The sequence below is a fragment of the Oceanisphaera avium genome (assembly GCF_002157875.1).
In the GTDB taxonomy this organism is placed as follows: domain Bacteria; phylum Pseudomonadota; class Gammaproteobacteria; order Enterobacterales; family Aeromonadaceae; genus Oceanimonas; species Oceanimonas avium.
Window position 1 is genome coordinate 2,356,887 of record NZ_CP021376.1, and the last position, 24,403, is coordinate 2,381,289.

A 24,403-nucleotide genomic window follows, 5' to 3' on the forward strand; every position below is an offset into this window, starting at 1 on the left:
AACTCGTTAACTTTATATCACTCGCTAATGGTATTGCGCGCTTAGTGACATGCAAGACACGGCGTTGTTCTCGCTACTAACGGTAGGCTCTTTATGCTAAATGCTTGGCTATGCGCTTTATTATTCTTCTTAAGCTGGCTGCCCGCTCCAGCAAGCGCTGGCTTACTTGATAATTATTTAAGTGAGTCATTAACCATTAGTGCAAGTGCAAAGCAGATCACCACGCCGGCTTGTGCAAAAGAGCGAGCGGTAGAGTTAAGTGTGGCGTTAATCGAGGGCCAGCTACAAGGCCATTTAGCAGAGCTAAGTGTAGACTTAACCTGTACTAAGCCCAGATTAAAGCCCTATCTAGAGTCGGAGGGCACCTCTGGAGCGTCCATTTTATATGCCTTGCCGGCGCTGGAATTCACTATTGACCACCTGATCTTACATTTACCCGAAGGTCGCTTTAGTGGACCGGCGCGCCTTTCTCAGCAGCAGCAAACCTTTAAATTTACTTGGCAAAGTAACGCCGGCCCAAGCCAGCTCACTCTTGAGCCTAGTGCGTCGGGCTGGCGTTGGCAGGGAGCATTGCCCGGCGTCTTGGTGAGTACTCATTTAACTAAGCCGCTCAGCATCAAAGGCACTTGGCAGCCAACCCAGCCACTGACTACCACTGTTCAAGGTTCACTGCCCGCGCCCTTAGTGGGAAACTGGCAGCTAGCACTGGCTGGTGAACATACGCTTGAGGGTTGGCAGCTCTTACCCAAGACGCAGCTTAGTGTGGAGCGCTTAAGATGGAAAAACTTGAGCGTGAACCAACTTACCCTTACCCCACAACATAAGTTGGCGCTCAACAAACCTTGGCAACTTAACCTTAACTGGCAAGAAGCTTATTTGGGAAATCAAGTTTTACCGATCACCCGTGTGCAGCTAAGCAGTGCCAGTATGAGCGCAAAACAGGGAGCCATTCGTGCAAATTTAAATCCTCGCCTTCAGCTTACAGGGCAGTGGAACTTTAATAAGGGCTTGTCCTTAAAGGTGCCTAAGCAGGAGGTGGCGGCGATAGCGGCTTGGGAGTGGCTAGCACAGTGGCAGGCTTTGCCGGTGGGACTCGCTTTGCAAGCAGGACAGCTAGAGTTTGCGGCCAGTGCTTCTAACTTATTAGATGCAGCCACCCCGATTTTGGTCAGTAGCGAGCTTCGCCAAGGCCAGTTTAAATATCGAGATATGCTTGCCGAGTCTGTGAGTGCCAAAGTTAAATTAAACTGGAGCCAAGCGTTGGGCTGGCAAAGCCGTGGGCCACAAGCCTTAGCGGTAGAGAAACTTAATATAGGCGTGCCGATTACTGATATTCATGGCGCTTGGCGCTGGCAGCCAGACGGGATGTGGCTATTGGGACTCACCGCTAAAGTATTTGATGGCCATGTGGCCTTATCGCCCATGCTTATTAACACTTATCCGCAAGGAGAAGCGCACTTTAGTGATATTTCCCTAGAGAAGTTACTCAGTTATGCCAGTGTCGAGGGCTTAAGCGGCAGTGGTACGCTTAAAGGACGCCTGCCATTTAAGTATGATCAAGGGATGAGCGTGAACAATGGCCGAGCGAGCAGTCAAGATGGCTGGATTTCTTATCAGGCCAGCGAGCAGCTCAAGGAAAATGGTGAGACTAATATCTCCTTAGGACTGACGTTAGGGCTGCTTAGTGACTTGCGCTATCATCACTTAACGGCGGATATTTCCATGGCCAACACCGGTGAAGCGATAATAAATAGTCATTTAGAAGGGCAAGCGCCAGTTAAGGGCAAATTGCATCCTGTTAACTTAAATTATCACCATCAAGAAAACCTGTTACAGTTGTTGGCAAGCTTGCGTTTTGCTGAAAACTTAACAGAAAGGCTGCCAGCTAATCTTCAGGGGGAGAGCGAGTAAATGATAAAGTATACAGCCTTAATCGGTTTGTTATTGCTGAGTGCTTGCACGCCTCGGGTGGAGATAATGGTGCCAGATAAGCCCATTACCGTGAATTTAAATGTCAAAGTCGACCATGAGATTAGAGTGCGTGTCGACCGAGAGCTAGAGCAGCTATTTGAACAAGATAAAGACTTGTTCTAAGGAGTCACTATGCGTTGGTTAATGGTGTTATTTGCAGCGGCGCTGAGTTTTTCCGTATGGGCGCTCGACTTACAGCAAGCTAAACAGCAAGGCTTGGTAGGCGAACAATTAAATGGTTTGGTAGGGGTAGTGCAGGGTAGCAATGATGCTCAAGCGGTTGCCAATGATATTAACCGCAAGCGTTTAGCCAGTTACCAAGATATTGCTAAGCGTACCGGCACTAGTTTAACGGTCGTTCAAAGCCGCGCCGGCCAATACAATATAGAGCGCACCCAAAGTGGCTACTATATTCAGCTCGCCGATGGAAGCTGGCGCAAGAAGTAGTTTAAATAAGCCAAGTGGTGGGGCTTAGTGTTAACAGTAGCCATACGCTAACCCCACCTGCACAGACCCAAGTCTGCTCTTTGACCAATGTCTTATCCTCTTCACTTTTTACTGCTTACGCATCCAAATAAAAAGGCCTCTCTGTGTCTGTTACCCCGCCGTTTGCTAAAAAAATCCCCCATACTTTCAGTCATCATCAAGACACGCGCCACGATCATTATCACTGGCTGCGTGATGACGAGCGATCTAATGCCGAGGTGTTGGCGCATCTTGAGCAAGAAAATGCGTATACCGAGCAAGTGTTAGCTCCTCAGAGCACACTGCAACACACCTTGTATCAAGAAATGACGGCCAGATTGCGCCCCGATGACAGCTCAGTGCCTTATTTAAAGAATGGCTATTGCTATCAAAGTCGGTATCAAGAAGGGTTGGAATATGCGCTTTTTGAGCGCTACCCCGAAGGTAAGCCTGAGCAAGTGGCGCTATTACTGGATGGTAATGCTCGTGCCCAAGGTGCGGATTATTACGAGCTTGCTCAAGTTGCGATAAGCCCAGATCAGCAGCTGTTAGCTTTTGCTGAGGATTTTATCTCGCGCCGCCATTATCAAATTCGCATTAAGTCGCTGCAAACGGGGGCACTTTTTGAGGAGGTGTTAGAAAATACCTCAGGGAACTTAGTGTGGGCGAATGATAATAAAACCTTGTTTTATGTTTATCAGGACCAAGACACGTTGTGGCCTTATCGGGTGTATCGCCACACGTTAGGCACAGCGCAAAGCCAAGATGTTTTAGTCTATGAAGAAACGGATATGAGCTTTTATACCAGCCTTTATAAAAGTCGCTCTCAAGACTATATCATTATCGGTGGTTGGAGCACTTTAAGTAGTGAAATCAACCTGTTATCGGCAAATTTTCCGCACCAAGCAACGCAACTCTTTTTAGCGCGTGAGCGTGAACATGAGTATGAAGTAGAGCACTTTCAAGACACTTTTTATATCCGCTCTAATAAAGACGGTGCGAACTTTGGTCTATATGAAACCCCCACACTGACCACTGTTCCTAGCCAATGGCATACCAAAATCGCGCCGCGCAGCGAGGTATTGTTAGAGGGCTTTACACTATTTAATGACTGGTTAGTCGTAGAAGAGCGCAGCCAAGGCTTAACTCAGCTTCGTCAACTGCAGTTAGAAGGCGCTATTGAGTATACGCTGCGTTTTGATGATCCTACCTATGTAACTTGGCTTGATATTAATGCCGATCCTCACAGCGTTTGGTTGCGTTACGGCTATTCATCCATGACCCAACCCGTTACTCTTTATGAAATTAATCTGCACACTCAAGAGCGCCGCGAGCTTAAGCGCGACTACGCAGGCGAGCAGTTTAAGGCGAGTCATTATTGTAGTGAGCGGCTGTGGGTAAGCGCAAGAGATGGGGTAAAAGTGCCCGTGTCTGTGGTGTACCGAGCGGACTTATTTAATAAAGCGGCTAACCAAAGCGCAGCTAAAGGTGCCAACCCCTTATTAATTTATGGCTATGGCGCTTATGGCGCCAGTATGGACTCAGACTTTAGTGCGGCGCGACTAAGTTTGTTAGATAGAGGCTTTGTCTACGCCATTGCTCATGTACGCGGCGGTGAAGAATTAGGACGTGATTGGTACGAGCAAGGCCGTTTGCTAAGCAAACTTAATAGTTTTAATGATTTTATTGATGTAACCCAAGCCCTAACGGCGCAAGGCTATGGCGATAAAAATCGCGTGTATGCAAACGGCGCCAGTGCCGGTGGCTTATTGGTGGCTGGGGTACTTAATATGGCGCCGCAGCTTTATCATGGTGCTGTGGTAGCGGTGCCATTTGTCGATGTGGTAAGTACCATGTTAGATGAAACTATTCCGCTGACCACAGGTGAGTTTGATGAGTGGGGCAATCCAGCACAGGCAACGTTTTATCACTACATTAAATCTTATAGTCCCTACGATCAGGTGCAGCCGCAGGCGTATCCACATTTACTGGTAACCACAGGTTTACATGACTCACAAGTACAATATTGGGAACCGGCCAAGTGGGTAGCTAAGCTGCGTGAGTTAAAAACAGATAATCACTTATTACTGCTGCACTGCGATATGACCACCGGTCACGGCGGTAAGTCTGGCCGCTTTGAGGCTTATCACGAGCTAGCGCGCGACTATGCCTTTTTGCTAACACTGGCTGCAAGCGCGTGAGGCGTAAATGGTGAGAGGACCAGACCGCCCGTCTTACGTTATCCGCCGTATGCGGTACGTCATCAGGCGTAAAGCGTACGGCATACCGCGTTCTGTTAATTAAATGACTGGATAATGACTACCAGCACTAATACCGGACAGATGAAACGTACATACCAAGGCCAAATTTTCCAAAATAGACCTTGAGCCAGTTCCGGATTGCCTTCTTGCATCTCCTTTAACACCGCATTGCGCCGCCACACCCAGCCTGCATATAGCGTAATGCACAGACTCACTAAGGGCTGAGCATATTGAGTGGTCGCGGTGATCACTAAGCCAAACATGCTGGCAAAATTAAAGACGATCACCACGCTAAATAGCGTACAAATGGTGGTCACTATCCAAGTCGCTTTTACTCGCGAGAGGGCGCTCGACTCCAATACTAAAGAAACAGGCGCTTCTAGCATCGAAATTGCCGACGTAAGCGCGGCCACTATCATCAGCAGGAAAAAAGCTAATGCGATGGGATATTGAGCCGCACCCATAGTGTCGAATAAGGCAGGTAACACCGAAAAGACTAGGGTATCTGAGCTAAGTAAGCTGCCATCTTCTGCGAAAATGGTGACTCCATTATGCTGAGCCACATACATAGCAGGAATAATTAATAAACCGGCCATAAAAGCCACACTGGTATCGAGTAAGGTCACTTGCGCCGCTAAGGCGGGGATATTGGCTTGGCGATTTAAGTAAGAGCCATAAAGCATCATTACGGCTGCGCCTAATGATAGCGAGAAAAAGCTCTGGCCTAAGGCGCCAATCAGCACATTAGGGTTAAATACCCGAGAAAAATCCGGCACCAAATAGACTTTTAAACCTTCGCTCGCGCCTGGTTGTAGCAACATATAGCCGGTCAGTAAGATCAGCATTAAAAACAATAACGGCATGAGTCGGGTAGACCACTTCTCTATGCCTTGCTCTAAGCCGCGACTCACCACATACAAGCTCAGTAGCGCAAATAATAAAGTAAACACTAAGTTTCGCGAGGTTGAGAAGTCAGTTAACCAAGAGGCAGTCTCATTGGCACCCACCACATTAGCGATGGGCGCTAAGGCATAGGCCATAAACCAACCGGAGACGATGGCATAAAAAGTAAAAATAAAACTGACCGTAATAATAGAAGCCAGTCCTACTAAGCCTGCGATAATACGACCGTTACCCGCAGCCGTCGTTTTTTGTAGAGCACGAAAGGGGTTCGCTTGACCATAGCGACCTATAGTGATCTCGGCGACCAGCATGGGGTAGCCTAATAGAAAAATAAATAATAAGTAAATAAGTAAAAAAGCGGCGCCGCCATTACTGGCCGCTTGAGTAGGAAAGCCCCAAATATTCCCCACTCCAATAGCCGAACCAGCGGCAGCCATGACAAACCCGAGTTTGCTACTAAATTGCGCCCTTTTTTCCACTGCTTACTCCTGCTGCTCTGGGTGTTTTTATATTATTTTTGATATTGCTCGGCTCACCTAACGCTTTATTCGTTGGCTCGTGCCGTCTACGCTAGGCAATATAGGGGAAACTGCGTCTTTTTTCAGGAAAATATCTGGCTGACCTTGTTGTAGGCGTGTCATTACTTTTTTAAAAAATAAGTGAGTTACGTCCAATACGATTAATTTGATTCAATCGAGGCCTTTAAATTGTCGCGCTCATTCTGTTCTGTTCTTAGTTAATCAAAAAGTGAGCAATCGGGGCTGACCGCGCGCCGACAAAGGGGTATGATCGGCGTCATTAATAGGTGAGATGTCGGTGTGTCTTGGGTATTCGCGCTACACAAAAAGAAAAAACCCGTCGTACGCTAATTGACGCCGCTTTTAAACAATTGAGCGCAGAACGAAGCTTTTCTAGTCTTAGTTTACGAGAAGTGGCGCGGGAAGCGGGGCTTGCACCCACTTCTTTTTATCGCCACTTTAAAGATATGGAAGAGCTTGGGCTGACGCTCGTTGATGAAGGCGGTCTTACTCTGCGCCAATTAATGCGCCAAGCACGACAGCGCATTGCGGATGGGGGCAGCGTCATTCAAATTTCAATAAAAACGTTTATGGAGTTTATTGAACGCAGCCCCGATGTGTTTCGTTTATTACTGCGCGAGCGCTCCGGTACCTCGGCGGCTTTTCGCCAAGCAGTGGCGCGAGAAATTCAGCACTTTACCGCAGAACTTACCGATTATTTAGAAGAAAAACAGCAAACTAGCCGAAGTTATGCAGAAATGCAGGCCCAAGCTATGGTCACCATTGTATTTAGTGCCGGAGCAGATGCACTGGATATGAACGAAAATGAGCGGGCGGCGTTGGCCGAACGCATGACCTTGCAACTGCGAATCATTGCCAAGGGCGCAGATGCATACAATAAAGCAAAGAGGCTATAAGCCTTATATTAGGAAGGATGACCATGTCAGTAACTAAGAATATTCGTCGCAAACCTATCTTACTCGCGTTACTTGTCGGCCTGTGTGGTAACGGCACGTTAGCCGCATTAAGTGTGCACCAAGTGGCGTTTTCACTGTTCCCTATCATCGCTTTAGTGCTGGCAGCACGCATGCTTTATAAGGAATATCTAACGGTGCCGATGGAAGGTGATACCCCCTTATGCACCTTGCTTGCTTTCTTAATAGGTGTGTTTGGCTATTCCGCCATATTACGTACCGAGTTTCCAGAAATGGGCACTAACTTTTTCTCAGTGATGATTTGTTTAGTGTTAGTTATTTGGCTGGCACTAAAAATGGGTGTTGCGGCGCGTCCGGTTGCTAAAGACGAAACAGTAACTCCTTAAATGGAAAGTGTGTCTAAAAAGCCCGCCATTGGCGGGCTTTTTGTTGGTGGAGTGTTTAGGGAGACGCCGGTGCGTCAGTCACTATTGGTAATTCTGTCCGCGATCCCCATTCGGTCCAAGAGCCGTCGTACACCGCAATGGCTTTATGCCCCGTAATATAGGCAGCCAAGGCGATAATAGCGGCAGTGACGCCTGAGCCACAGCTACAAATTAGGCGTTGCTCTGGCTTTAAAACTGGCGCTAATTTTTTGGCCAATTGCGCCTTAGGTAAGAAGTGTCCTTGCTCTAAAAGTTGGTTAAAGGGTAAGCAAGTCGCGCCTGGCATATGACCTGAGCGCACTCCTGCTCTGGGATCGGGAGCCTGACCGCTAAAGCGCTCTAAACTGCGAGCATCCAGCACTTGATAATCATCTTGCGCTAGGGCGTTTTGTACCTCACTGGCGTTAACTTGCCACTGAGGTTGAGGGCGGGCCATAAACTGCCCAGCGTGGGCCTTGGAAGGGGGCGCGGTGTCAGTGGGTAAGTCTAGCGCTTGCCAACTTGGCAGCCCCCCATCTAATACGGCAACGTCTTCATGGCCCATGGCTTTAAACATCCACCATGCTCGAGGAGCGGCAAATATCCCTAAGCTGTCATAAATAATAACTTTATGATGGTTGCTGATGCCTAAGGCTGCTACTTGTTGAGAAAATTGCTCAGGGCTTGGCAACATGTGTGGTAAGTGAGTATTTTGATCAGCAATTTCTTGGTCGAAGTCAAAAAACTGTGCGCCGGGAATACGCAGTTGTTGCCACTCATCGCGACCCGAGCGTCCCGTAGCCGGCATATGCCAGCTGGCATCTAAAATTTTTATTTGAGGATCACTTAAGTGTTCTGCCAACCAAGTGGAGGTGACCAACGCGCTTGGGTGAGATAATGCCGCCATCATATTGCTCCTTATTAACCAGTGTTCTTATGGTAGTGGTGGAATTCACTGGGGGCTATGTTTTTATACTAGCCATTATTTTGTAAGACATTGACCATAGTCCTTGTAAGCTAAAGCGTAATGTAGCGACAGTGATGACATATACTTCAGAGGTAATATTAGCCTGCTTATAATAAAGCCTACTTATATCAATAACTTAAATTTAAACTATGATTTATTCGCAAAATGCAAAGCCGGTTCTTATCTTGAGAAGCAAGGTGTTTGCTGTATAGTTAGTCATGCAAGGAGCAAGTAAGCCCGTGAGGAAGACAGGCTTGCCATGTAAGGCGAAAGGAACCCCGCAGGAAGCGGAGTAGGACACCTCCAGGATGGAGACGTTACGCAACTCAGGATGAGTCGCAGTCAGGATGACACAGGACACGCCGATGGAACGGTATGAGGAACCGCCTTAAGGACAAGGTACTACGTCAAGGATTGCAGGGAGCAATATTGGTTTAAGGATTTGAGCCGAACGACAACCCAAAAGGGGATGACATTTGTCATCCCCTTTTTCTTTTGTGAAAATCACCCTTAATTTACTCATTAGGTAGATGATATGGCGCAGTGGAACGCTATTTATAAAGCAGCCAATAGCTTAGAGGCGCATATGCTAAAAGGCGCGTTGGAGGTGTCGGGAATTGCAGTGCAACTACAAGGCGAAGCATTAGCCGGCGCGGTAGGTGAGTTACCTGTGAGCGCCATTGAAGTCACAGTGCTGGTTCAAGCTCAGCATCTGGTACCTGCCAAACAGATATTATTAGCGTATCAGCAACCCTATACCCACTCTTGGCATTGCCGACACTGTGGCGAGCACAATGACGGCAGTTTTGAAGTGTGTTGGCAATGTGGGCAAGAGGCGCCACAATTTACTGATTAATCGTTCTTCTGTTGTCTTTTTTGACGATTTTCGGCGTTAATTTTTTTATTTTCTTCAGAAATGGCTTTTAAACGAGCGCGATGATGATTCATAGCAAAGGAGCCAAAGACTAACACTGCCAGATAATCTTTAGCCGTGAGCTCTAAATATTGTGAAGCCTGCTTTAGCATTAACATCTGCATAAGATGCATCACTAATACCACGCCGCCTAAGATCAAGGGCATTGAGCCCACTTCCTGAAAGTCTGAGCCTACTAGGGCATAAATAACGCCACACCAAAATAACAACATAATTAAACGCATGGCGAGATTGATAATATTCATGACACGACTTCTCTTTGATAAAGTTGATAGGAAACTTGACCGGCTTGCTTATTTTTTAATAGCTGCCAGTTAGCAGGTAATATCGGCGCAAGTTGTTCACGCTCTATATAGATCTTAGCGTTGGGCGCAAGCCAACCGCCTGCTTCTAATAATTGGCAAACATCGCTTAACAATTGCTGGTGAAAAGGTGGGTCTAAAAATACCACGTCAAAGGGCTGCGCAATGCCTTGTAGAAACTGCAGCGCATCTTGTTGATGGACAGTGGCGGGTGCTGCGGGCAAGCTGGCTAAGTTTTGCCTTAATTGGGTGGCCACTTGCGGACTTTTTTCCACCAGTACCACTTGAGCGGCGCCCCGAGATAGCGCTTCAAAACCTAAACTGCCGCTGCCGGCAAATAGATCTAGGCAGTGTGCTTGGCGAATATCGAACATTAACCAGTTAAATAATGTTTCTTTAATACGATCGCCCGTTGGGCGCAAGCCTACACTATCTAGAACGGGTAATTTCCGCCCTCGCCATAGGCCGCCAATTAAGCGAATTTGTCCGGTAGCCACAGCGGCCTTGTTTACAGGTTTTGCTTTTGCCATCACGTTTCGCCGTCTTTCAATAAAGTGCTAGTATGAGAGCGGTTTTGCACCCTCAAGGTGCTGTGTATTCTAAAGAAGGGACAGGGCTACGGCCAGCTCTAATCTCCCCCCGACATTGGTGAGTAATAATATAATGGCAAAAAAAGGTTTTTTTTCTTGGTTAGGTCTTGGTAAAAGCAAAGAGCAGCCAGGCATAAACGAAGAACAAGATGCACAGCAAAGCGAACAGGCACGCCTTAAGGCAGAAGCCGAACAACAACGCTTAGCTGAGGAAGCTCGCCTAGCGGCAGAAGCCGAAGAACAGCGTTTAGCTGAGGAAGCTCGCCTAGCGGCAGAAGCCGAAGAACAGCGTTTAGCTGAGGAAGCTCGCCTAGCGGCAGAAGCCGAAGAACAGCGTTTAGCCGAAGAGGCTCGTCTAGCGTCAGAGGCCGAAGAGCAGCGTTTAGCTGAGGAAGCTCGCCTAGCAGCAGAAGCCGAAGAACAGCGTTTAGCCGAAGAGGCTCGTCTAGCGTCAGAGGCCGAAGAGCAGCGTTTAGCCGAAGAGGCTCGTCTAGCGGCAGAAGAACAGCGTTTAGCCGAGGAAGCTCGCTTAGCGGCAGAGGCTGAAGAGCAGCGTGCAGCTGAAGAAGCTGAAGCACAAGCAGCGCTATCAATGGCAACGCCTAAGGCGGGGTTTTTCTCGCGGCTAAAAAGCGGATTGCTTAAAACCCGTCAAAATATAGGATCCGGTTTTTTTGGCTTATTTAGCGGCAAGAAAATTGATGATGACTTATTTGAAGAACTAGAAACACAGCTGTTAACGGCAGATTTAGGCGTAGAAACCACCCTTGCGATTATTGATAATTTAACGCGCCAAGCAAATCGTCGCCAGCTTAAAGACGGCGAAGCCTTGTATGAGCTATTAAAAGAAGAAATGACCGCTATTTTGCATAAGGTTGAACAACCTTTAGTGATAGAGAGCGCACCTACTCCTTATGTTATCTTAATGGTTGGCGTGAATGGCGTGGGTAAAACCACCACTATCGGTAAGTTAGCACGCCAATTTCAAAGCGAAGGTAAGTCGGTCATGTTAGCGGCAGGAGACACCTTTCGCGCGGCCGCTGTAGAACAGCTACAAATATGGGGTGAGCGTAATAAAATCCCGGTTATTGCTCAGCACACGGGGGCCGATGCCGCCTCTGTTATTTATGATGCCGTAGAAGCGGCAAAAGCACGTAAAGTGGATGTATTGCTAGTGGATACGGCGGGGCGTTTGCAAAATAAGTCTCACCTTATGGACGAGCTGAAAAAAGTGGTGCGTGTGATGCAAAAAATAGATAGTGCTGCACCTCACGAAATTTTATTAACCCTAGATGCGGGTACTGGGCAAAACGCACTGAGCCAAGCCAAGATATTTAATGAGGCGGTGCCTATTAGTGGCATTGTTTTAAGCAAATTAGATGGGACTGCGAAAGGCGGCGTTATCTTTGCGGTAGCCGATAAATTTAGCATTCCAATTCGCTATATTGGCGTGGGCGAGCAAATTGACGACTTACGTCCGTTTGTTGCTCGAGACTTTATTGATGCCCTTTTCAGTCAGGATGAATAAATGATCCGCTTTGAGCAGGTAAGCAAGGTATATAGTGGCGGCTTTCAAGCGCTACAAAAAGTGAGCTTTGATATCGGCAAAGGTGAAATGGCCTATTTAACGGGCCATTCCGGTGCCGGAAAAAGTACCTTACTTAAGCTAATTAGTGTGATGGAGCGACCCACAGACGGCCAAGTATTTTTTAATGGTCAAGATGTGAGTCGTATTCGCCGTGGCCATATACCTTATGTGCGCCGACGTATTGGCATGATCTTTCAAGACCATCATCTTATTAATGGCCGCACTGTGTTTGATAATGTCGCGCTGCCGCTCGTTATTGAAGGCTATAACCATAATGATATTCGCCGGCGAGTGTCGGCTGCGTTAGATAAAGTAGGCTTGTTAGGCAAAGACAGGTACTTTCCATTAATGTTATCGGGCGGTGAGCAGCAGCGGGTGGGAATTGCTCGCGCTATTGTGAATAAACCTTCGCTCTTATTAGCCGATGAACCGACGGGTAATCTAGATCCGGCCTTGTCCATGGAGATATTACGCTTGTTTGAAGCCTTTAACAGCGTGGGCGTGAGTGTATTAATTGCCACCCATGACACTGGGCTTATTAATGCACAACGCCACCGAACACTGACCTTAAGTGCAGGCAGACTGGTTGCGGAGACCACGCTATGAGCCGCCATAAATTATCTGTGTTGCAGCGTTTTGCTATGTATGTTGCCGATCATGTCCGCCAACTGTTTGCTAGTTTAGGAGAAATTTGGCGCACCCCGTTGAGCTCATTAATGACCATAGCCGTCTTAGGCGTGAGTCTTGCTCTACCGGCTAGCTTTTATGTATTACTTAAAAACGCTGAGTCTATTAGTGCGGTTTGGCAAAGTAAGGCGCAAATTAGTCTTTATTTACAACAAGATGCCACTGAAGAGCAAATCACTAAGCTGCAAACGCAGCTAGCGCAATCAGCCGATATTGCCAATGTCACTTATATTAGTGCCGAGCAGGGTTTAAAAGATTTTCAAGGGGCAGCGGGCTTTTCTGAAGCGCTGGATTTACTGGCCGACAATCCTTTGCCGGCGGTGTTAATTTTAAATCTATCAGAAACGGGGCGCGCGCCCGATGCCGCCGAATTATTATTAGCTGATATGAATGCAGAGCCCATAGTTGAAACCGCGCGCCTTGATATGGCGTGGTTGGCACGTCTTTCTGGTATCGTCGATCTATTGCGCCAAGTAGTGGTGGGGATGGCGACGTTATTATTAGCGGGAGTATTATTGGTAGTGAGCAATACGCTGCGCCTTAATATTCTTAATAGTCGTTATGAAATTGAAGTCATGAAGTTAGTGGGTGCCACCGACCGCTTTATTCAGCGCCCCTTTTTATATGTGGGGCTTTGGTATGGTATTATTGGTGGTTTGCTCGCTTGGTGGCTAACCTTAGTCATGGTGTTTTGGCTCAGTCATAAAGTAACTTCTTTAGCTGACTTATATCAGAGTGAGTTTAATTTATTGGGTCTAAACTTAGAAGAGAGCTTATTGGTGATCCTCACCGGTACCTTATTGAGCCTATTAGCATCGGGTTTTTCGGTACACCGTCACATACGAGCCATAGAACCTAGCTAAAAGCCTTAACTGAGTTGAACTTTATAGGGTAAATATGGTCTTATATACGCCCATTAAAGCCAGCTCTTGGTTTCTAGTCTTTAATAGCTACATTTTCCGCTATGCACTACGCAGTACTTATCCCGTTGGGCCAAATTAGCGCCGGTACTGCTTAGCGCCTTAATACGGAGTCATGTAATAATGAATACGAGTGCAATGACAACAGATTTTCAGCGCCATTTTGCCTTGGTTCCTCAAGGTAGCCTGGAGGCCTATATTCAGGCAGTAAATACCATACCTGTGTTAAGCGCCGAAGAAGAACAGTCTCTGGCTGAGCGCTTATTTAACGAAGGTGACTTAAGCTCTGCTCGCCAGATGATTATGTCTCATCTGCGTTTTGTGGTGCATATCGCCCGCGGCTACTCGGGATATGGTTTGCCTCAAGCGGACTTAATTCAAGAAGGCAATATTGGCCTAATGAAGGCCGTTAAGCGTTTTGATCCCAATGTGGGGGTACGCTTAGTGTCTTTTGCCGTGCATTGGATTAAAGCTGAGATCCACGAATATGTATTGCGTAATTGGCGGGTAGTGAAAGTGGCTACCACTAAAGCCCAGCGTAAATTATTCTTTAACCTAAGAAAGTCCAAAAAACGCCTCGGTTGGTTTAACCAAGCCGAAGTAGAAATGGTGGCTGAAAATTTAGGCGTGCGCCCCGAAGAAGTGGTGGAAATGGAGTCGCGCATGAGCGCACAAGATCCCGCTTTTGATCTGTCTGCAGATGAAGATGATCGCGATAGCCAATTTTCTCCGGTGCAATATTTACAAGACCACAGCTCGGATGTGGCGCATCAAGTAGAAGCGGATAACTGGGAGCAAACCAGTAATCGCCGGCTGCGTGCTGCGTTAGCTACCCTAGATGAGCGTAGCCAACATATCATTCAAGCGCGCTGGTTAGACGAAGACGATAAAACCACACTGCAAGTGCTCGCCGACGAATACGGTGTGTCTGCAGAGCGTATTCGCCAACTTGAGAAAAGCGCGCTGAAAAAGCTGAAAGCGGCCATGGATTCTTAAGTGATAATAAGGTCGTATAAAAGGCCTCGCGGGGCCTTTTTTTCCGCCGATTATCTATTCTAAAAAAGAAAAAAGTAGGAACTCCCATGAGAATATTAAAGCAGCTGTTTGACAATAACCAAGACTGGTCTGAGCGTATTAAGTCCGAAGATCCGGCTTTTTTTGAAAAGCTCGCCTTACAACAGGCACCAGAATATTTATGGATTGGTTGCTCAGACAGCCGCGTTCCTGCTAACCAATTAACGGGTTTGCTACCGGGCGATGTCTTTGTACATCGTAATGTGGCTAACCTGGTAATGCACACCGATTTTAACTGTTTGTCGGTGGTACAATATGCGGTAGAAGTGCTGAAAGTGAAGCATATTATCATTTGCGGACACTATGGCTGTGGTGGAGTAAAAGCGGCCATGGGTGATGCAGAGCTAGGCTTAATCGATAACTGGTTAGCCAGCTTAAAAGACTTATATCAGCGTTATCGCAAAGACTTACTCGGAATAGAAGATGAGCAGCTAAGGGAAGATGCCTTATGCGAGCTTAATGTCGTAGAGCAAGTCGCAAATTTATGCCGCACCACCATAGTGCAGCATGCTTGGCAACGTGGCCAAGAGCTGTCGGTACATGGTTGGGTTTACGGTATCCAAGATGGTCGACTGCATGACTTAGACGTTTGCGTATCAGAACAAGAAGAAACTCCTGACGTCTATCGTATTTTGCAGCAGCGTATATTAGACAAGTAATCCGCCTCGGCGGGTATTTGAACACTAGGAAATATCATGAGACGTGAATTAGCCATAGAGTTCTCTCGAGTCACGGAAGCAGCGGCACTAGCCGGCTATAAGTGGTTGGGAAGAGGCGATAAAAATATCGCAGATGGCGCGGCCGTTGCAGCCATGCGCCATGTATTAAATGAAATAAACATCGATGGCGAAATTGTTATCGGTGAAGGTGAAATTGATGAAGCACCTATGCTTTATATTGGTGAAAAATTAGGGCTTGGCGGTGAAGAAGTTGATATTGCCGTAGACCCCATTGAAGGCACTCGCATGACCGCCATGGGTCAGCCTAACGCGCTTGCCGTGATTGCCGTAGGTGAGAAAGGCGCTTTCTTGCGTGCGCCCGATATGTACATGGAAAAGCTAATTGTTGGCGCAGGCGCGAAAGGCATTATCGACTTAACTAAGTCGATTGAACAAAATATTAAAGCCGTAGCTAAAGCCTTAAATAAGCCACTCTCACGCTTTACGGTGATCACCTTAGCTAAGCCGCGCCACGACAAAATAATTAAGACTATGCAAGCTTTAGGTGTGCGCGTATTTGCTATACCAGATGGGGATGTGGCGGCTTCTATTTTAGCCTGCGTGCCAGAAAGTGAAGTGGATATGTTATACGGCATCGGTGGTTCACCAGAAGGCGTTATTTCTGCGGCTGCGGTGCGCTCTTTGGATGGTGATATGCAAGCGCGATTAATTCCTCGCTATGAAGTTAAAGAGCCCACCGAAGAAAATATCGCGATTGGTAAACAAGAAGTGAAGCGCTGCCAAGAAATGGGCATTGCAGTGGGTGAAGTACTAAAACTGGAAGATATGGCGCGTACCGACAACGTGATGTTTGCCGCGACCGGTATTACCAAAGGGGACTTACTAGAGGGAATTAGCAGTGACGGCGTATATGCGCACACTGAAACTTTGGTGATCCGCGGTAAATCCCGTACTGTGCGTCGGATCCGCTCTACTCATATATTGTCACGCAAGCGCCAAGCGATAAAAGATATTATTTTATAAGCCGCGCGCCAAGGTAAAGATGAAGACTCAGCTTCTAACTTCTTCTTCGCTTGGAGTGAAAAAGGGATGCCTCGGCATCCCTTTTTTTGTGCCTAACGTTGTGCTTCTGTGCGTTATCCTTCAACCCACCACTTGCTGTAAAAAATAGCCAGCAGCTTCATGCTTTCTAGCGAGTTAAGCCTGCGGGATCCAGTAATTTGTGTAATTCATCGAGTGAAATATCCGTATGCTCTTGGGCAACATCGACTATGGCTCTTTGCTCTTGGTACGCTTGTTTGGCTATTTTAGCGGCCTTTTCATAGCCAATTACCGGATTAAGCGCCGTGACTAGGATAGGATTTTTAGCGAGGTTTTCATCAATATGGTGTTGATTAACGCTAAAGCCGCTAATCGCTTGTCCTAAAAGCGGTGCGCAATTACTGAGTAACTCCAACATATGCAAGAGATTATTTGCTACTAAAGGCAGCATCACATTTAGCTGAAAATTCCCAGACTGGCCGGCAACTGTGTTAGCAGTATCTAGCCCTATTACCTGCGCCGCCACCATGGCCACCGCTTCTGGGATCACTGGGTTAACTTTACCGGGCATAATAGAAGAACCAGGCTGCAGCGCCGGCAGTTGTATTTCGCCAATGCCGGTTAACGGGCCTGAGTTCATCCAGCGTAAATCGTTAGCTATTTTCATTAGTGCCACGGCCAGCGTTTTTAGCTGACCCGAAAGCTCAACCGCCGTATCTTGGCAACTTAAGCTATAGAAATAATCGTCGGCGGGGCAAAAATGAAGTCCGGTTTCTTGATTCAAATAATCACAAGCTAATTGGGCTTGGCGAGGATCGGCATTAATGCCGGTGCCAATGGCGGTGGCTCCCAGAGCCAGCTGTTGTAAACGGCTTTGTAAGCCCTCTAGACGCTGTGCGCCGTAGCGTATTTGTGTGGCCCAGCCGCCTAATTCTTGATCAAAGCGCAGCGGCATCGCATCCATTAAATGGGTACGGCCAGTTTTTACCTGATCTTTTAGTTGCTCGCCTTTCGTTAATATTGCTTGTTCTAACTCTAAGAGGGCGGGCATTAATTCACGAGATAAAGCCAAGGCACAACTCACATGCAGCGCGGAGGGGATCACATCATTAGAGCTTTGGCCCATATTCACGTCATCATTGGCACTCACGCTTTGTTTAAGCTCGGCGGCGGCTAAGTGAGCCAATACCTCATTGACGTTCATATTAGTACTGGTACCTGAGCCAGTTTGGTAGACATCGATTGGGAAGGCATCTGGATATTTACCCGCCATCACAGCGTGTGCGGCCTTAATAATGGCATCACTTTTAGCGCTATCGAGTCTATCAAGCTTGCCATTAGCATGAGCACAGGCGGCTTTTAGCTTGGCCACAGCGGCAATAAACGCGGGCGGCAGTGACTGTCCGGAAATAGGAAAATTATCGATGGCTCTTTGCGTTTGTGCGCCATATAAAGCGTCAGCAGGCACGGTTATTTCGCCCATAGAGTCATGTTCAATTCGCGTTTGCATGCAGTCTCCTTAGCGGTATTAGAAATTACTCTAGGTTACAGCTTAGCACTGGAGTCTGGCCGTTAAAGCCTTGGCTTTGTAAAAACGCGACTAAGCCCGCTTGTTGATTGGGTTTAGCTTGTGGTTGGCAAGTGAGTTGCGAATAACCTTGCTGCTTGGCGGCATGTTTAATTACCCGCAATAGCTCTTGGCCAATACCGCGGCGGCGCGTAATATCGCGCACCGCGATAAAACTGAGTTGCTGTTGCTCGCACCAAGCGAGTGCGACGGCTTTGTCGTTAAAAGTAGCTAAGTAAAACTCTGCCTGCTCTGGCAAGGGCTGGCCTTCTAAAATAAGTGCTACATGAGCATGGTGCTGAGCGGGAATGTGCTTAACATTGTGGATGGTGAGTCGCATAATAATACCTCATAAAAAGCGCAGTTTATCATGCAGGCCCTCAGCGCAGCTATTCGCCTTAAACCGCTTATTTAAACTAGGTAACCAATACCAGTGTCGCCGCTCCTTGCCTGCTAAATTTTTATATTTTTTATAGTAAACCAGCGCGCAGTGATTGCGCTTAGTAATAAGACGTTACTATTTCTAGTTTGTTATCAGTTTGGCATCAGGAGGGGAGATGAGCTTTGATACGCGCGAGCATAATAGCCAAAGGCGTTATTTTGACCAGTGTGACTCTTTTTGGTTATTTGGCTATGGCTCGCTTATCTGGAAGGCCGGCTTTGCTTATCTTGAGCGCCGCCCGGCGTCTATTTTTAACTGGAGTCGTCGTTTTTGGCACGGCTCTCATGATCACCGAGGTACAGTGCAATCGCCGGGGCGCGTGGTTACCTTAATTAAAGACGAGGGCGCGCGCTGTGATGGCATGGCCTATCGTATTACGCCTGCGGTATTAGCCGACTTAGATATAAGAGAAAAAAATGGCTATTTGCGTGAGCTTATTCCTATTTATTTATCATCGCAGCTAAGTGGTGCGCCCTCCACTCAGGTGTCGGGCCTAGTTTATATCGCTACGGCAGATAGTGAGGCCTACCTAGGCGAAGCGCCGCTTTTAGCTATTGCCCAGCAAATTGTTCAAGCGAAAGGGCCCAGTGGTGAGAATCGCGACTATTTATTAAATTTAGATAACGCTTTGCGCCAATTAGGAATGCAAGACGAGCATGTTTCTCAATTAGCGGCCCATGTTCAGCAAATAAGTGAGTAGTCATGGAATGTAGAAGTCAGTGCGGTGCTTGTTGTATTGCGCCAAGTATTAGCGGCCCTTTGCCGGGCATGCCTCAAGGAAAGCCGGCCGGCATACCTTGTGTGCATTTAATGTCAGATATGCGCTGTGCTATTTTTGGTCAGCCAGAGCGCCCGGCCGTATGTGCCAGCTTTAAAGCCATGAAGGATGTCTGTGGGGAGAATAAAGCCCAAGCCATGTGGCTGATTAATGAGCTAGAAATGGCCACCTGTTAACGCGCTATACGCTAAACACAAGCACCGCTCTTTGCCACTATGGCGGACTTGCTCCGAACTTTCCTGTATTAGGTGTAAACGTAACGCGTCCCTCGTATAGCGTACGGCGTTTTTAGCCAGCGCTACCCTTTGCGTAACCAAGGTAGGGGGTCGATGGCCGTGCCTTGATAGCGAATTTCAAAATATAAGCCCGACTTATTTTGGCCACCACTGGCGCCACTGAGCGCAATCGCTTGGCCGGCGCTTATTTTATCGCCAGGGTTACACAGCAAAGATTGGTTATGACCGTATAAGCTCATGTAGCCTTTACCGTGGTCGATAACCAACACCATGCCAAAGCCGCTTAGCCAATCAGCGTAGACAACTTGGCCATTCGCAATGGCACTGACCTCGCGCCCACTGGGTGCGCCAATTAATAGTCCTTTCCACGCTAATTGACTGGTACGAGCCCCCCCAAAACGATGCACTAATTCTCCCTTAAGCGGCCAAGGTAGGGTGCCTTTGCTTAAGCCTCCAAAGTTACCATTGGTTTTGGCTACTACAGGTTTTCTTCTTAGCACTTCACTGGGGCGGGAAGGTTCACGGCCGGCATTGCGCGCCCGCGCTTCTTCTGCCGCGCGCTCTTTTGCTAAGCGCTCAGCACGTTCTCGGGCTTCACGTTCCGCGCGCTCACGGGCGGCTTGCTCTCGCGCCGCCTTAGCAATAGCGGCCTTAATTTGTTGCTCGAGTTTATCTGCCGATTGCTTAAGACTCGCTAATCGCTGATTACTTTTATCTAGCGTGGCATTAAGCTGCTTAGCGGTAGCACTGCGTTTACTTTGCTGCGCTTTGAGTTTTTCTTGTTCCTTTTCTTGCTGTGCTAAGAGCGAATTGAGCTGATTACGACTTTGCTCTGCTTGGCGGCGGTTAGCGGCTAGGCGCTCCATGGTGCTTGCCAGCTCTTGTAACGCATTGGCGCGCACTTGGTTTAAATGAGCGTAATAGTGCAACAGGCGGTCTATTTCGGTGCTGTCTTGGCCATTAAGCAGCAACTTTAAATAATCATGTCGGCCATTTTGATAAGAGGCGCGTACTTGTTCGGCAAGTAAGGCTTTTTGCTGCTGAGCCTCTTGATTAAGGATGTCATGCTCTTTATCAAGTTCAGCAAGCTCGCGCTCATTAGTTTTAAGCTGGTGCTGGGTTTCGTTAAGCTTGCGCGCTTGTTGAGAAATGGCTTTTTCATCATTAGCTAATTGTTGCTGCAATTGGCTAAGTTGTTTTTTCTGCTGCGCAACGTCTTGTTGTTGGCTGCTAATTTGGCTTTTAACATTTTTTAGCTGCGCATTATCATTCGCCCACGCGAAAGTACCGGTCATAAGACCGGTACTAAATAACATGAATAAGGCGAGAGCTCGCTGGTTGCGCATGGCGCTAATTATTTCAGAAGCATCAGCGGCTGGCCAGTCATTTGCTCAGGGATTTCCATGCCTAATAAGTGTAGCATGGTGGGTGCTAAATCCGATAAGCGCCCCTTAGCGGCCGGCGTAGCATCACGGCCGACATAAATCAGTGGCACCGGTAGATTAGTGTGTGCGGTTTGTACTTGGCCAGTGATGGGATTTACCATTTGCTCGGCATTACCGTGATCCGCAGTAATTAAGGCTTCACCGCCCACTTCTTTTAAGGCGCTAACCACTCGTCCTACTGCCGTATCTATAGCTTCACAGGCTTTAACTGCAGCTTCAAAAACCCCCGTATGACCCACCATGTCCCCGTTCGGATAGTTACAAATAATAACATCGAAGGTTTGGCTCTTAATGGCGTCTACCAGTTTGTCAGTCAGTAATACTGAGTTCATTTCTGGCTGTAGATCATAAGTGGCAACATTGGGGCTTGCGATCATTACTCTTTGTTCGCCAGGGAAGCATTCTTCACGGCCACCGTTAAAGAAAAACGTTACGTGTGCGTATTTTTCAGTTTCTGAAATTCTTAACTGTGTTTTACCGTGGCTGGATAGCCACTCGCCTAAGGTATTAGGCAGTGCCTCTGGTGGATAAGCGCAAGCAGTATCAATATCAGCTGCATACTGGGTAAGCATCACAAAATTGCTTAGTGCGGGGCGGGCTTGGCGAGTAAAGTGGCTAAAGTCATCTTCTACAAAAGCGCGAGTAAGCTCACGAGCTCTATCGGCGCGATAGTTCATAAAGATAACGGCATCGCCATCATTGATGGCGACGGGCTCACCTATGGTTGTCGCACTAATAAATTCATCGTTTTCATTGCGACCATAGGCGTCGTTTAAGCCAGATAATGCATCTTGTGCATGAAATTGAGCCTTGCCTTGAGTTAATAAGTCGTAGGCTACTTGGATGCGATCCCAGCGATTATCACGATCCATGGCAAAATAACGGCCCACGATAGAAGCAATGCGACCTTTACCTTGCTCTTTAAAAATCTGCGAAAAGCGCGCCAAAGGGGCGTGAGCAGAGCGCGGTGCTACATCTCGACCATCAAGAAAAGCATGCAAATAAATATGTTCACAACCGCGGTCGGCGGCCATTTTAATCATGGTCGCAATTTGGTCTTCATGGCTGTGTACGCCACCGTTAGAAAGCAGCCCCATAATATGAACGGCTTTGCCGTTAGTGACAGCTCCGTCTATGGCTTGGGTGAGTGCGGGGTTACGAAAGAACTCCCCGCTATCAATCGCATGACCAATGCGGGTGAGCTCTTGGTAAACAATGCGCCCAGCGCCTATATTAACGTGGCCCACTTCTGAATTACCCATTTGGCCATCAGGCAGGCCTACGTCGTAGCCAGAAGTATGGATCAGCATAGACGGGCTGTTTTTCATTAAATTATCGAGCACCGGCGTATGCGCGGTGTGAATAGCATTATGCTCGGTTCGTTCACTATAGCCCCAGCCATCCATAATGATGAGCACCAGGGGCTTTTTGGTTGAGTTCATAGTGTAAACCCTATGTTGTTATATATTTGAGATGCAGGAGATAGAGGCAATGCACTTATACTACTACACTTGCGATTTTGGTCTTGAGCTAAGGGCTGTCGAGATGGCTAAAGCTTAGCATGAACTTATAAATGACAATAGTTATCATAAACGGGCTGCTGTTATTTAGCGATGCGCCATGTATACTCGTTTTTTTCCCTATTTTGACGCTAAAAGAAGTAAGCACATGCAAGAGTATCTGGATTTTTTCGCAAACAATACCTTATTAGTCGTGGCTTGGATTGGTTTAGTCGCAGCGATTATTGTCATGACAGTAATGACTAAGTTCAGCAAGGTACATAATATCCCTACCCAAGAAGCCGTATTGCTGATTAATAAGCAAGATGCGGTGGTGGTAGATGTTCGTAATGCAGATGAATTTCGCAAAGGTCATATTAGTGGCGCCATTAATGTGCCCGCCAGCCAGCTAAAAGCAAATGACTTAAGCCAAATACAAAAATATCAGCAAAAGCCGATTATCTTAGTGTGTGAAACCGGCATGACTACCACCAGCATCGGTCGTGTTCTAACTAAAGCCGATTATGCCCAAGTCTATGCACTGCGCGGTGGTATGTCGGATTGGCGCACGCAAAACTTACCGGTGACTAAACGCTAATTTCTTACGTTTTAAATAAGGATATCTTAATGACTGATGCAATAAACGGTGCTGCAAGCGAAGCGCAACCCCAAACCGATAATCAGGTTGAATTTCAAATTCAGCGTATTTATTTAAAAGACGTGTCTTTTGAAGCACCCGCGACGCCTGTGGTGTTTCAAAAAGAATGGCAGCCTGAAATAAAGCTGGACTTGGATACTAAAAGTAATCGCTTAGCCGATAATATCTTTGAAGTGATCCTAACACTTACTGTCACCTGTGTATTAAATGAAAATGAAACCGCTTACCTGTGTGAAATACAGCAAGCAGGCATTTTCACTATTGGGAATATGGAAGATCAGCAATTAGCGCATTGTTTAGGTGCGTTTTGCCCTAATATATTATTCCCTTATGCGCGTGAGACTGTGGGCAGCTTAGTGGGTCGTGGTTCTTTCCCTCAGCTCAACCTTGCGCCCGTTAACTTTGATGCCTTGTTTGCCGCCCACGTACAGCGCGCCCAACAACAGCAGCAGTCTCAGCAGGCGGATGCCTAATGCCTAATGCAGCCGCCATCTCAGTGTTGGGTGCTGGCTCATACGGTAGCGCCTTAGCTATTGCGGTAGCTCGCAATGGTCATCAAACCCTGTTGTGGAGTCACAGAGCCGAGCAGGTAGCAACGCTGGCCGCCGACCGCTGCAATAAGGTCTTTTTGCCTGATGCACTCTTTCCGGAGAGCTTAACGCTCACCGCTGACTTAAAAGAAGCGGTGCAAGCCAGCCGCAACTTATTAATTGTGGTGCCAAGTCATGTATTTGCCGATGTATTAAAGCAAATAAAGCCCTTTTTACGCAGCGATAGCCGAGTTGCTTGGGCGACCAAAGGCCTAGATCCTAATACTGGTAATCTATTGCAAGTAGTTGCTAGCGAGATATTAGGTGAGCAGGTGCCGTTAGCGGTGCTCTCGGGCCCCACCTTTGCCAAAGAGCTGGCCTTAGGCTTGCCAACGGCCATTGCTTTAGCGGCCACCGATAATACCTTTGGTAAAGAGCTTGGGGATTTATTGCATTGCGGTCGCTCATTTCGCGTTTATTTAAATGACGATATGGTCGGCTTGCAATTAGGCGGTGCCGTTAAAAACGTGATTGCCATTGGTGCCGGGCTTGCCGATGGTCTTGGCTTTGGTGCTAATGCACGTACTGCCCTTATTACCCGCGGCTTAGCCGAGCTACAACGCTTAGGTGTGGCATTAGGCGCCCAGCAAGATACTTTTATGGGCATGGCGGGATTAGGTGATTTGGTGCTTACCTGTACCGATAACCAATCCCGGAATCGTCGTTTTGGGTTAGCGCTGGGGCAGGGCAAAGACGTGGCTACCGCCATGGCAGAAATTGGCCAAGTAGTAGAAGGCTATCGTAACGCCGCCGAAGTTCAACAACTGGCCGAGCGCCATAACGTTGAAATGCCCATTTGCGACCAAGTCTATCAAGTGTTGTATCAAGGCAAAGATGCCAAAGCGGCCGCCATTGATTTACTGAGTCGTGATAGAAAAGCGGAATAGCTTTAAGTGACTGGTGATTAGGGATTAGTGAAAAGCAAAAAACGCAATGCCAAGTTTTTCT

General features: G+C 47.5%; 26 protein-coding genes. 18 read left to right on the plus strand and 8 right to left on the minus strand.

Annotation, left to right across the window (positions count from 1 at the left end; genetic code table 11):
* Nucleotides 1–93: 93 nt before the first annotated feature.
* From CBP12_RS10795 to CBP12_RS10810, 4 genes are all read left to right on the plus strand, one after another.
* Complete coding sequence (locus CBP12_RS10795) at nt 94–1,911, plus strand: intermembrane phospholipid transport protein YdbH family protein (protein ID WP_086964433.1); 1,818 nt, start codon at nt 94–96, stop codon at nt 1,909–1,911.
* Nucleotides 1,912–2,094 carry a YnbE family lipoprotein gene (locus CBP12_RS10800; RefSeq protein ID WP_086964434.1) on the plus strand — a complete coding sequence of 61 codons (183 nt, stop codon included), beginning with the start codon at nt 1,912–1,914 and terminating at the stop codon, nt 2,092–2,094.
* A gap of 9 nt (nt 2,095–2,103) precedes the next feature.
* The gene (locus tag CBP12_RS10805) at nt 2,104–2,418 is read left to right on the plus strand and encodes a YdbL family protein (RefSeq protein ID WP_232455060.1); all 315 of its coding nucleotides are present in this window, start codon (nt 2,104–2,106) and stop codon (nt 2,416–2,418) included.
* 143 nt (nt 2,419–2,561) lie between these two features.
* Nucleotides 2,562–4,637: a S9 family peptidase gene (locus CBP12_RS10810; protein ID WP_086964435.1), complete on the plus strand. Its 2,076-nt coding sequence runs from the start codon at nt 2,562–2,564 to the stop codon at nt 4,635–4,637.
* Nucleotides 4,638–4,732: 95 nt separating this feature from the next.
* Here the strand turns inward: CBP12_RS10810 and CBP12_RS10815 are convergent, their stop codons facing one another.
* The gene (locus tag CBP12_RS10815) at nt 4,733–6,079 is read right to left on the minus strand and encodes a sodium-dependent transporter (protein ID WP_086964436.1); all 1,347 of its coding nucleotides are present in this window, start codon (nt 6,077–6,079) and stop codon (nt 4,733–4,735) included.
* Nucleotides 6,080–6,423: 344 nt separating this feature from the next.
* Between CBP12_RS10815 and fabR the strand changes: the two genes are divergently transcribed.
* Both fabR and CBP12_RS10825 read left to right on the plus strand, forming a co-directional pair.
* A complete protein-coding gene (fabR, locus tag CBP12_RS10820; protein WP_086964437.1) occupies nt 6,424–7,035 on the plus strand; it encodes an HTH-type transcriptional repressor FabR in 612 nt (203 codons plus the stop codon).
* Nucleotides 7,036–7,058: 23 nt separating this feature from the next.
* Entirely contained in the window at nt 7,059–7,439 is a 381-nt protein-coding gene (locus tag CBP12_RS10825) for a YijD family membrane protein (protein WP_086964438.1), read from the plus strand.
* Between the two features lie 55 nt (nt 7,440–7,494).
* On the opposite strand, the gene CBP12_RS10830 is transcribed toward CBP12_RS10825, so the two are convergent.
* Nucleotides 7,495–8,367 (minus strand): sulfurtransferase, encoded by an 873-nt coding sequence (locus CBP12_RS10830; RefSeq protein WP_232455061.1) that lies wholly within the window; start codon nt 8,365–8,367, stop codon nt 7,495–7,497.
* Nucleotides 8,368–8,959: 592 nt separating this feature from the next.
* On the opposite strand from CBP12_RS10830, the gene CBP12_RS10835 reads away from it, so the two are divergent.
* Nucleotides 8,960–9,280, plus strand: coding sequence for a putative signal transducing protein (locus CBP12_RS10835; protein ID WP_086964440.1), 321 nt, complete (start codon nt 8,960–8,962; stop codon nt 9,278–9,280).
* Here CBP12_RS10835 and CBP12_RS10840 read toward each other — a convergent pair.
* Both CBP12_RS10840 and rsmD read right to left on the minus strand, forming a co-directional pair.
* Nucleotides 9,277–9,603, minus strand: a complete 327-nt coding sequence (locus CBP12_RS10840) for a DUF1145 domain-containing protein (RefSeq protein WP_086964441.1) — start codon at nt 9,601–9,603, stop codon at nt 9,277–9,279. The genes CBP12_RS10835 and CBP12_RS10840 overlap by 4 nt on opposite strands.
* Complete coding sequence (rsmD, locus tag CBP12_RS10845) at nt 9,600–10,190, minus strand: 16S rRNA (guanine(966)-N(2))-methyltransferase RsmD (RefSeq protein WP_086964442.1); 591 nt, start codon at nt 10,188–10,190, stop codon at nt 9,600–9,602. Before rsmD ends, CBP12_RS10840 begins: the two co-directional genes overlap by 4 nt.
* 133 nt (nt 10,191–10,323) lie before the next feature.
* Between rsmD and ftsY the strand changes: the two genes are divergently transcribed.
* The 6 genes from ftsY to glpX all read left to right on the plus strand — a co-directional run bounded on the left by ftsY (nt 10,324) and on the right by glpX (nt 16,222).
* Nucleotides 10,324–11,778 carry a signal recognition particle-docking protein FtsY gene (ftsY, locus tag CBP12_RS10850; protein WP_086964443.1) on the plus strand — a complete coding sequence of 485 codons (1,455 nt, stop codon included), beginning with the start codon at nt 10,324–10,326 and terminating at the stop codon, nt 11,776–11,778.
* A complete protein-coding gene (gene ftsE / locus CBP12_RS10855) occupies nt 11,779–12,444 on the plus strand; it encodes a cell division ATP-binding protein FtsE (RefSeq protein WP_086964444.1) in 666 nt (221 codons plus the stop codon). It begins immediately after the preceding gene.
* Entirely contained in the window at nt 12,441–13,388 is a 948-nt protein-coding gene (gene ftsX, locus CBP12_RS10860; RefSeq protein ID WP_086964445.1) for a permease-like cell division protein FtsX, read from the plus strand. The genes ftsE and ftsX overlap by 4 nt, the downstream gene beginning before the upstream one ends.
* 195 nt (nt 13,389–13,583) lie before the next feature.
* A complete protein-coding gene (rpoH, locus tag CBP12_RS10865) occupies nt 13,584–14,441 on the plus strand; it encodes an RNA polymerase sigma factor RpoH (protein ID WP_086964446.1) in 858 nt (285 codons plus the stop codon).
* Nucleotides 14,442–14,527: 86 nt separating this feature from the next.
* Entirely contained in the window at nt 14,528–15,178 is a 651-nt protein-coding gene (gene can, locus CBP12_RS10870; RefSeq protein WP_086964447.1) for a carbonate dehydratase, read from the plus strand.
* Nucleotides 15,179–15,214: 36 nt separating this feature from the next.
* Nucleotides 15,215–16,222 carry a class II fructose-bisphosphatase gene (gene glpX / locus CBP12_RS10875; protein WP_086964448.1) on the plus strand — a complete coding sequence of 336 codons (1,008 nt, stop codon included), beginning with the start codon at nt 15,215–15,217 and terminating at the stop codon, nt 16,220–16,222.
* Nucleotides 16,223–16,388: 166 nt separating this feature from the next.
* Here the strand turns inward: glpX and CBP12_RS10880 are convergent, their stop codons facing one another.
* Both CBP12_RS10880 and CBP12_RS10885 read right to left on the minus strand, forming a co-directional pair.
* Nucleotides 16,389–17,750 carry a class II fumarate hydratase gene (locus CBP12_RS10880; RefSeq protein ID WP_086964449.1) on the minus strand — a complete coding sequence of 454 codons (1,362 nt, stop codon included), beginning with the start codon at nt 17,748–17,750 and terminating at the stop codon, nt 16,389–16,391.
* Nucleotides 17,751–17,775: 25 nt separating this feature from the next.
* Nucleotides 17,776–18,147 (minus strand): acetyl-CoA sensor PanZ family protein, encoded by a 372-nt coding sequence (locus CBP12_RS10885; protein ID WP_086964450.1) that lies wholly within the window; start codon nt 18,145–18,147, stop codon nt 17,776–17,778.
* Nucleotides 18,148–18,364: 217 nt separating this feature from the next.
* Here CBP12_RS10885 and CBP12_RS10890 point away from each other — a divergent pair, with 217 nt between their 5' ends.
* Both CBP12_RS10890 and CBP12_RS10895 read left to right on the plus strand, forming a co-directional pair.
* Nucleotides 18,365–18,949: a gamma-glutamylcyclotransferase gene (locus CBP12_RS10890; RefSeq protein ID WP_086964451.1), complete on the plus strand. Its 585-nt coding sequence runs from the start codon at nt 18,365–18,367 to the stop codon at nt 18,947–18,949.
* 2 nt (nt 18,950–18,951) lie between these two features.
* Entirely contained in the window at nt 18,952–19,203 is a 252-nt protein-coding gene (locus CBP12_RS10895) for a YkgJ family cysteine cluster protein (RefSeq protein ID WP_086964452.1), read from the plus strand.
* Between the two features lie 122 nt (nt 19,204–19,325).
* On the opposite strand, the gene envC is transcribed toward CBP12_RS10895, so the two are convergent.
* Nucleotides 19,326–20,609: a murein hydrolase activator EnvC gene (gene envC, locus CBP12_RS10900; RefSeq protein ID WP_086964453.1), complete on the minus strand. Its 1,284-nt coding sequence runs from the start codon at nt 20,607–20,609 to the stop codon at nt 19,326–19,328.
* An 8-nt stretch (nt 20,610–20,617) separates the two neighbouring features.
* Nucleotides 20,618–22,150, minus strand: coding sequence for a 2,3-bisphosphoglycerate-independent phosphoglycerate mutase (gpmM, locus tag CBP12_RS10905; RefSeq protein WP_086964454.1), 1,533 nt, complete (start codon nt 22,148–22,150; stop codon nt 20,618–20,620).
* A 226-nt stretch (nt 22,151–22,376) separates the two neighbouring features.
* On the opposite strand from gpmM, the gene CBP12_RS10910 reads away from it, so the two are divergent.
* The 3 genes from CBP12_RS10910 to gpsA are packed head-to-tail and all read left to right on the plus strand — an operon-like array spanning nt 22,377 to nt 24,342.
* Complete coding sequence (locus CBP12_RS10910) at nt 22,377–22,805, plus strand: rhodanese-like domain-containing protein (protein WP_086964455.1); 429 nt, start codon at nt 22,377–22,379, stop codon at nt 22,803–22,805.
* A 29-nt stretch (nt 22,806–22,834) separates the two neighbouring features.
* A complete protein-coding gene (gene secB, locus CBP12_RS10915) occupies nt 22,835–23,338 on the plus strand; it encodes a protein-export chaperone SecB (protein ID WP_086964456.1) in 504 nt (167 codons plus the stop codon).
* Nucleotides 23,338–24,342, plus strand: coding sequence for an NAD(P)H-dependent glycerol-3-phosphate dehydrogenase (gpsA, locus tag CBP12_RS10920; RefSeq protein WP_086964457.1), 1,005 nt, complete (start codon nt 23,338–23,340; stop codon nt 24,340–24,342). Before secB ends, gpsA begins: the two co-directional genes overlap by 1 nt.
* Nucleotides 24,343–24,403 lie beyond the last annotated feature (61 nt).

What these genes read in the sequence shown, in the direction of transcription:
- CBP12_RS10840 (WP_086964441.1), bottom strand. Translation starts at nt 9,603, where the DNA reads ATGAATATTATCAATCTCGCCATGCGTTTAATTATGTTGTTATTTTGG.
- ftsE (WP_086964444.1), top strand. Translation starts at nt 11,779, where the DNA reads ATGATCCGCTTTGAGCAGGTAAGCAAGGTATATAGTGGCGGCTTTCAA.
- secB (WP_086964456.1), top strand. Translation starts at nt 22,835, where the DNA reads ATGACTGATGCAATAAACGGTGCTGCAAGCGAAGCGCAACCCCAAACC.
- gpsA (WP_086964457.1), top strand. Translation starts at nt 23,338, where the DNA reads ATGCCTAATGCAGCCGCCATCTCAGTGTTGGGTGCTGGCTCATACGGT.
- ftsY (WP_086964443.1), top strand. Translation starts at nt 10,324, where the DNA reads ATGGCAAAAAAAGGTTTTTTTTCTTGGTTAGGTCTTGGTAAAAGCAAA.
- envC (WP_086964453.1), bottom strand. Translation starts at nt 20,609, where the DNA reads ATGCGCAACCAGCGAGCTCTCGCCTTATTCATGTTATTTAGTACCGGT.
- CBP12_RS10805 (WP_232455060.1), top strand. Translation starts at nt 2,104, where the DNA reads ATGCGTTGGTTAATGGTGTTATTTGCAGCGGCGCTGAGTTTTTCCGTA.
- rpoH (WP_086964446.1), top strand. Translation starts at nt 13,584, where the DNA reads ATGACAACAGATTTTCAGCGCCATTTTGCCTTGGTTCCTCAAGGTAGC.
- CBP12_RS10895 (WP_086964452.1), top strand. Translation starts at nt 18,952, where the DNA reads ATGGAATGTAGAAGTCAGTGCGGTGCTTGTTGTATTGCGCCAAGTATT.
- gpmM (WP_086964454.1), bottom strand. Translation starts at nt 22,150, where the DNA reads ATGAACTCAACCAAAAAGCCCCTGGTGCTCATCATTATGGATGGCTGG.
- CBP12_RS10910 (WP_086964455.1), top strand. Translation starts at nt 22,377, where the DNA reads ATGCAAGAGTATCTGGATTTTTTCGCAAACAATACCTTATTAGTCGTG.
- CBP12_RS10795 (WP_086964433.1), top strand. Translation starts at nt 94, where the DNA reads ATGCTAAATGCTTGGCTATGCGCTTTATTATTCTTCTTAAGCTGGCTG.
- can (WP_086964447.1), top strand. Translation starts at nt 14,528, where the DNA reads ATGAGAATATTAAAGCAGCTGTTTGACAATAACCAAGACTGGTCTGAG.
- CBP12_RS10800 (WP_086964434.1), top strand. Translation starts at nt 1,912, where the DNA reads ATGATAAAGTATACAGCCTTAATCGGTTTGTTATTGCTGAGTGCTTGC.
- glpX (WP_086964448.1), top strand. Translation starts at nt 15,215, where the DNA reads ATGAGACGTGAATTAGCCATAGAGTTCTCTCGAGTCACGGAAGCAGCG.
- rsmD (WP_086964442.1), bottom strand. Translation starts at nt 10,190, where the DNA reads ATGGCAAAAGCAAAACCTGTAAACAAGGCCGCTGTGGCTACCGGACAA.
- CBP12_RS10880 (WP_086964449.1), bottom strand. Translation starts at nt 17,750, where the DNA reads ATGCAAACGCGAATTGAACATGACTCTATGGGCGAAATAACCGTGCCT.
- CBP12_RS10830 (WP_232455061.1), bottom strand. Translation starts at nt 8,367, where the DNA reads ATGATGGCGGCATTATCTCACCCAAGCGCGTTGGTCACCTCCACTTGG.
- CBP12_RS10835 (WP_086964440.1), top strand. Translation starts at nt 8,960, where the DNA reads ATGGCGCAGTGGAACGCTATTTATAAAGCAGCCAATAGCTTAGAGGCG.
- CBP12_RS10885 (WP_086964450.1), bottom strand. Translation starts at nt 18,147, where the DNA reads ATGCGACTCACCATCCACAATGTTAAGCACATTCCCGCTCAGCACCAT.
- ftsX (WP_086964445.1), top strand. Translation starts at nt 12,441, where the DNA reads ATGAGCCGCCATAAATTATCTGTGTTGCAGCGTTTTGCTATGTATGTT.
- CBP12_RS10825 (WP_086964438.1), top strand. Translation starts at nt 7,059, where the DNA reads ATGTCAGTAACTAAGAATATTCGTCGCAAACCTATCTTACTCGCGTTA.
- CBP12_RS10890 (WP_086964451.1), top strand. Translation starts at nt 18,365, where the DNA reads ATGAGCTTTGATACGCGCGAGCATAATAGCCAAAGGCGTTATTTTGAC.